Source organism: bacterium (assembly GCA_026414725.1).
Classification (GTDB): Bacteria; Ratteibacteria; UBA8468; order B48-G9; family JAFGKM01; genus JAAYXZ01.
In genome coordinates this window covers 23862-30400 of the sequence record JAOAIL010000005.1, presented here as the reverse complement: position 1 = coordinate 30400, position 6539 = coordinate 23862, and the positions used below count along the sequence as shown (strand labels likewise).

The window sequence follows — 6539 nt, the reverse complement described above, 5'->3', positions numbered from 1 at the left end:
TAGAGCAAGGTGTCATAGGAGAGATAACGAGGACATTATGTATAGACCCCTGGTACCGCTCTCAGGCATACTATGATAGTGGTACATGGCGTGCTACATGGAAAGGAGAGGGTGGAGGGGTTCTGCTTAACCAGGCACCCCATGCAATAGATATTTTTATATGGCTTGCAGGATTGCCCTGTAAGGTAGAAGCAAAGACGAGGACACGGTTACATAAGATAGAGATAGAGGATGAGGTATGTGCATTACTGGAATACAAAAATGGTGCATGGGGTTATTACTATACTTCTACATGTGAACCAGGTGATTTTGACCTTCATATGGAAATAGCAGGGGATAAAGGTAAGATAATAGTAAATGGTAAAGATATAACCCTTTATAGATACGATATTCCTGTATCAAAGTTCACATATAAAGCAAAGGATATGTGGGCATCATTACCTGTTAGGGAAGAAAAGATAGATACAGGTGCAGATATCCCTGCAGGTCATGACAGTATAATAAAAAATTTTGCGAGGGCAATCCTTAAAAAAGAAAAACTTTTTATACCTGGAGAGGAAGGTCTTAAGTCAATAGAATTTATTAATGCATGTATTCTTTCAGGAAAGACAGGTAAACCAGTAAACATCCCTGTAAATAGAAAGGAATATGATAGATTAATAAGAAAACTTGTTGCCATGTCCAGAGTGAAAAATGTATGTAATGTCCAGCGTCTCCCTGACCCCAGATTTCTTAAACAATAATCAATTTTTCAGTCCTGCAACATTTTCTATATCTTCTTTATGCCATCCCATCATTGCAAGTTTTTCTCTGATGTAATATTTATAGTTTTCATAAGAGACATCGTCAGGTATTCTATGGTCTCCATGTGGAATATATCCACCATCTTCAAAGACCTTTTCTATTCTTTTTAGTTCTTTCAAAATCGCTTCTTTACCTAATGCCAGCTGATATTTTGCAATACCACCCCTTAAAAGTATATTGTGTCCATATTCTTTTCTTAACTCTACATGGTCAGAACCACCCTGAACTTCTAATGGGAACATACAGTTAACTCCACATTCCAGCCATATAGGAACAAGTTTTCTTATATCTCCATCGCAGTCAGTCCATATCACATCAACACCATGTTGCCGTAGTAATGTTGTTACCCTTTTTAGGCGAGGGGCAACTATTTTTCTGAACATATCAGGACTTATCATGGGTCCATTTCTAAAACATATATCTTCCCATCCAGCAGCAAAGTCCACCTCTATTTCAGATAGAACCCTTGAAAGCAATGTTTCATAAAGTACCGTGAGTGTCTCTATAATATCTTCAACAAGGTCTAACTGGTCATACAGCATAAGTGATATCTGCTCAAATCCAATCCAGTTTCGTGGAAGTCCAAAGTAAGAGCCTATATATACACCTACAGGATAGGGAGAATGCCGTAGTTTTTCATTAAGCCGTTTTAGGTCGCAACCAATACGTCCTGGTGTTTCAGGATTAAGCCGTTCCTTAAATCTCTTCCAGTCATCCCAGTTAGAAACAGGCATTTTTATATAGTGAGGAATAGTTGCTGTTCTTTCTATTTGTACCTCCTGTATAGTGCCATCAGGTAGTTCTTCAATTCTTTTTTCTTTCTCTTCCTTTAATACCTTCACCTCTCCAGTAAATGGTGGTAGAAGCCCGTAGTCAACAGGTATCATAATATTTTTTTCTACTCCAAAAAACTCTTCTACAGAAAAGGTTCCCTCACCTTTTTGTAGATATTCAGGTAGTCCTTCATTATGCCACCTCTCTATGGTCTCTTTTAAATATCCAAACTCCCAGTGGATTCCCCTGTCAATGGTCTGGAAGTGCATCTGTCTTCTGAACCGTTATCTAACTGTCATTTCAGGTTTTGATGTATCTAATATCCCTTTCTGCATCTTTTACCTCCCAAAATTTATAAATTATATCATAAAATTCAGGATATATGATAAAAATATGCATAAGTTAGTTATGGTAAGAATGGGAAAATCATCCCCATATGAGGGGGAGGAAATAGGTGGGGGGAGAGTGCAGTAGATGTCTTACCCTTACCCTTGCCCCTCTTCCTTTTAGAGTGAAGGAATTCAATTAGTACCTATCAATAGGCATGACTTATAATTTATGTTAAACTTTTATAATGTAGAAAGGAGTTAAATATGGATATAAAGACATTTGGGGTTGCATTTGCTTCTATTTTAGTGGCTGAACTTGCTGATAAAACACAACTTATTGGGATTACACTTTCAGCGAAATCAGGAAGACCTTTATCGGTATGGGTTGGTTCTGTACTGGCTTATATGTTAATCACTCTCATTACTGTTCTTATAGGAGCATTGCTTTCAAGATGTGGAAGAGAAGATATAATAAGATATACAGGTGCTGTTATTTTTATCTTTATCGGTTTTTTAATGTTATTAGGGAAAATGTAAAATGAGACAGGAGGAAAAAGAATGGTAGAGATGAATCTTAAAGATAAGGTAGGTATAGTAACAGGTGGTGCAAGTGGTATAGGTAAGGCAGTTGTAGAGAAACTTCTTCAGGCAGGAGCAACTGTTGTGATATCTGATGTAAATGAAAAACAGGGATATGCCGTTGAAAAGGAATTTAGAGAAAGATATAAAAAGTGCCTTTTTGTTAAAACAGATGTGACAGATAAAAAAGATATAGAAGGGATGATAACAAAAACAAAAAAGGAATACGGGAAGATTGACTATCTTGTAAATAATGCAGGTATAAACATACCACGTCTTCTCGTTGACCCTTCAGGAAAAGAAGAGGTTACAGAGGAGATATTTGATAGGATGACTGTAATAAATCAAAAAGGGGCTGTTTTCTGTGCACAGGCAGTAGCGAGAGAGATGATAAAAGATAGGATAAAAGGAGTGATAATAAATGTCTCTTCTGAGAGCGGACTTGAGGGCTCTGAGGGGCAGAGTATCTATGCAGGGACAAAAGCAGCAATGTATTCTTTTACAAGAAGCTGGGCAAAAGAACTGGGAAGGTATGGGATAAGAGTTGTGGGGATTGCACCAGGAATTCTTGAAGCAACGGCTTTAAGAACTCCTGAATATGAAAGGGCGCTTGCCTATACGAGAGGTATCACTGTTGAGCAATTGAGACAGTCATATGAAAAGGTATCCATTCCACTCGGCAGGGTAGGTACTCTTGAAGAAGTAGCAAATGTTGTAGCATTTCTTATATCAGACCTTGCTTCTTATATCACAGGTACGGTTATAAATATATCGGGTGGGAAGTCAAGAGGGTAATATTTCTTTTCCCTCGTCTCTTGTGGGAAAGTGGTAGATTATATATTTTGTGACTTAATCCAGTTAAGCCATTTGAACAGGTCATCCCCAAAATTTTCACCTGATAACTCAGTAAGGTATATAATGATATTTCTCTGCATATCCGGTTTTGCAGAGATATAAGGATGTTTGTTTTCAAGAACAGGGATGATGTATCTTAGAGAACCTTTCCCAATTTTTGCGAGTGCCTTTGCTGATTCTTTTCCCGGTGTACTCCACACACCATAACCATTATACCTGCAGAATACAGGGTTGTTATCATCAAGTAATCTTATAAGGAAAGGAGATGCCTTTTCTGCTTTATTTCCTAAAGTTCCCAGTTTGTAAGCTGCCTCTGCCCGTTCTTTTGCATTAATGGAGAATGTTCTGTCAACGAGGTATTTTACATTAGAAGGAAGGTAAGGATAGGTAGTATCTGCTTTTGTAAGCATAAAATCATCGGCAAAAAGGCATACAGATATTATGGATAAGATGAGTAGTAAACGTTTCATATATTAATTATACAAAAATTTCATTCCTTATGTCAAATCCAAAAGTTGACATCAATTTTAATGACTGTGTATAATAATAAAAAAAGGGAGGCGGATATGAGGAGTAAAATATATAAGTGGGGAAAAGTAAGAGTGTTTCTTTTGTTTTTACTTGCTTTCTTATGTAGTGGTGCAAATACATCCAATATGATATCCGGTAAGATATTTACTCTTCCTGTAGCAGGAGAAGAAGAGCCACCTCTTACACCTGTTAGTAGTATGCCAGTGGTGTTTAATGAGAGTAATGAACATACAGCCCTTTCTGGAGCAGATGGTAGTTACAATATAAATGTAACTTCACTTACAGGTTCTCTTTATATACTGCGTCTGGATGACAATCTCTCTGTAGGTGATTTAGTTGTCCATGATGATGTATATCTGACTTCTTATACAGTCCCAACAATCTACGGAGGAAGTATTAGCGACCATAATGTAATGGTTTTTACCCCTCAGCAACTTACTGGGCTAGGTGTATCTCTCACATCAGGTAAGGGAGCGTTATTGGTATTAGTAATGGATTCAGATACAGGTGGTTTCATCACAGGGGCAACCGCTATAGTGAGAAATATGAATGGAGCCAGTGTAGGAGCTGTAAAGTATCTTGCAATTGACTCTAGTCAGCCCCTCGGTATTATACTGAAAAACTCTCCAGATAGTAGCACTCCGGAGAATGGAGGGACTATTGGTTTTATCGCCTATAACATTGATCCGGGTCTTGTAATGGTCTCTGGCACAAAGTCCGGATACAGTTTTATCTGGCGTCCTGCATTTATATATGCAAATAGTATTACGTCAGGTGTAAGTTACTACGACTGTATTTTCGGTGCTCAAGGTTCATATATAATTGATGAAATAGTCGCATATCTTGTTGATGAAGAGGGAAAGCCAGTAAGTGGTGCAACAGTTACACTCTGTGGAATGAATAAGTCCGCTACAACATCTTCTGATGGTTCATTTAAACTTACCAATATCCCTTATCCTGCTATTGTTTATGTAAGGGCAAGGAAGACCGGTTATAAGGATACATACTCTTTTGCTATTATAGAAGAGAGCGAAGAAGGTGTACAGTTTTCTGGTCTTCAGGATGGTACACAATCAATTATGATTTTTAGCAATACTTATACACAGCAGTTAGGGCTTGATTTTACAGGTGGAGGGGTAATTGCGGGAAGGATTGAAGATATGGGTGAAAATCCGGTAAAGAATGCAAAGGTCTATGTGTGGGATGAATATGGTGATACACCTGCTCTGCTTGCTCGTTATATGGACTGTATGATGGAAACAATAGATGAGGACCTTATTAGAACTTCAGACAGTGGTGTTTTTGTTGTGGATACACTTACCCAGGAGCCAGTATCTTTGGGTATATCTCCAGCCAGACCTGTATATCTGAAGTTTGAACATGAGAATACCAATGGAGATACATATTATCTCTCACCTCACTATATCGCACCTGTATTTAACAATGGTATTACACTTATTGCTGATATGGAGATGGATAGATACATAGGAAAGATAGAGGTCTCAGAAGGAGAAAGACAACCAACCACAATGGTAGTTGAACCAGGAGCAACAGGGGTAGACCTTTTTTATATAAAAATTGAAGTACCTAACTCAGAAGCATATCCTACTCCATATCTGAAGTCGTTAACCCTGAAATGTGGAGGGTCTGTACTGCCGACAGCAGTAGCGTTATATAAGAAAAATGGGGAAGATTGGGATTTTGTACCCTGTACCGGGTCTTATGGTACAAAGATTGTTATGAATCTTACCAGTCCTATTCCTTTACCAGCAGAACTCCTTCTCAGAGGTAATTTTGGTATAGATGATGATTCACTTTCTGCTCTATCCGCACCCTACTTTTACTGTGAACTTGAAAAAAACTGTGATATGGTTGTTACTGCTGACCTATTAATGGGGTTTACATCTACTATCTATGTCTCTGTTGATGGTGCACCTGTAAGAGGGAATAAGGTATATGTAAAGACATCGGAGCCCTCTGTAGCAGTTAACCCGGAACAACTTAATTTTGGTGAAGTATCTGTAGGTCAGAGTGAAACATTAACACTCACTATAATCAACACAAGTAGTGTAATAGTAAGAGTCACCCCATCTATTTCGGGAACAAATGCAAATGAGTTTTCTGTTCCTTCTATGTCTTTTGACATAAATGTTGGAGAAATAGGATATGTTAATGTTACATTTTCTCCCAATAGTGTTGGAAAGAAATCAGCCATTTTATATCTTACCATTGGTATGGGAACAGAAGAAGTTGTTTCAGTTCCACTTGCAGGAACAGGTGTTTCAGGTGGAGGTGATGATACAGGTGATGGAGGAGGTGGTGGGTGTTTTATAGCAACTGCTGCCTTTGGTTCACCACTTCATCCATATGTGAATATATTAAGAAACTTCAGGGATAATATACTTCTTAAAAGTAAAGCAGGGAAGTCATTTGTCAGGTGGTATTATCTCCATAGTCCTGCTGTTGCAAAGGTAATAGAAAAAAGTGTAACACTTAAGATATTTACCAGAATATTGCTTATTCCTGTGATAGGTATTGCCTGGTTGATTATAAAAGGGATTTTGTCCTATCTTATATTAGGACTGGCAATAACTGGACTTTTAAGGATGCAGAGATAACAGGTTTTCTTCCTTTCATCTTTTACTTACCTTTCCCCGCAGGGAGAGG

General features: G+C 38.0%; 6 protein-coding genes. 4 read left to right on the top strand and 2 right to left on the bottom strand.

Annotation, left to right across the window (positions count from 1 at the left end; all coding sequences use genetic code 11):
- The coding region (locus N3D17_03165) for a Gfo/Idh/MocA family oxidoreductase (protein MCX8082386.1) at window positions 1-743 on the top strand (743 nt) is incomplete at its 5' end.
- Here the strand turns inward: N3D17_03165 and N3D17_03160 are convergent.
- The gene (locus N3D17_03160) at window positions 744-1847 is read right to left on the bottom strand and encodes a hypothetical protein (GenBank protein ID MCX8082385.1); all 1104 of its coding nucleotides are present in this window, start codon (window positions 1845-1847) and stop codon (window positions 744-746) included.
- Between the two features lie 324 nt (window positions 1848-2171).
- On the opposite strand from N3D17_03160, the gene N3D17_03155 reads away from it, so the two are divergent.
- Both N3D17_03155 and N3D17_03150 read left to right on the top strand, forming a co-directional pair.
- On the top strand, window positions 2172-2444 hold the full coding sequence (locus N3D17_03155) for a TMEM165/GDT1 family protein (protein ID MCX8082384.1): 273 nt from the start codon (window positions 2172-2174) through the stop codon (window positions 2442-2444).
- Between the two features lie 21 nt (window positions 2445-2465).
- Window positions 2466-3281: a sorbitol-6-phosphate dehydrogenase subunit gene (locus tag N3D17_03150; GenBank protein MCX8082383.1), complete on the top strand. Its 816-nt coding sequence runs from the start codon at window positions 2466-2468 to the stop codon at window positions 3279-3281.
- 38 nt (window positions 3282-3319) lie between these two features.
- Here N3D17_03150 and N3D17_03145 read toward each other — a convergent pair whose 3' ends face one another.
- Entirely contained in the window at window positions 3320-3811 is a 492-nt protein-coding gene (locus N3D17_03145; protein ID MCX8082382.1) for a hypothetical protein, read from the bottom strand.
- A 96-nt stretch (window positions 3812-3907) separates the two neighbouring features.
- Here N3D17_03145 and N3D17_03140 point away from each other — a divergent pair, with 96 nt between their 5' ends.
- Window positions 3908-6490, top strand: a complete 2583-nt coding sequence (locus N3D17_03140; GenBank protein MCX8082381.1) for a choice-of-anchor D domain-containing protein — start codon at window positions 3908-3910, stop codon at window positions 6488-6490.
- Window positions 6491-6539 lie beyond the last annotated feature (49 nt).

Coding starts and splice junctions, on each gene's coding strand:
- N3D17_03160 (MCX8082385.1), bottom strand. CDS start 1,847: ATGCACTTCCAGACCATTGACAGGGGAATCCACTGGGAGTTTGGATAT.
- N3D17_03155 (MCX8082384.1), top strand. CDS start 2,172: ATGGATATAAAGACATTTGGGGTTGCATTTGCTTCTATTTTAGTGGCT.
- N3D17_03150 (MCX8082383.1), top strand. CDS start 2,466: ATGGTAGAGATGAATCTTAAAGATAAGGTAGGTATAGTAACAGGTGGT.
- N3D17_03145 (MCX8082382.1), bottom strand. CDS start 3,811: ATGAAACGTTTACTACTCATCTTATCCATAATATCTGTATGCCTTTTT.
- N3D17_03140 (MCX8082381.1), top strand. CDS start 3,908: ATGAGGAGTAAAATATATAAGTGGGGAAAAGTAAGAGTGTTTCTTTTG.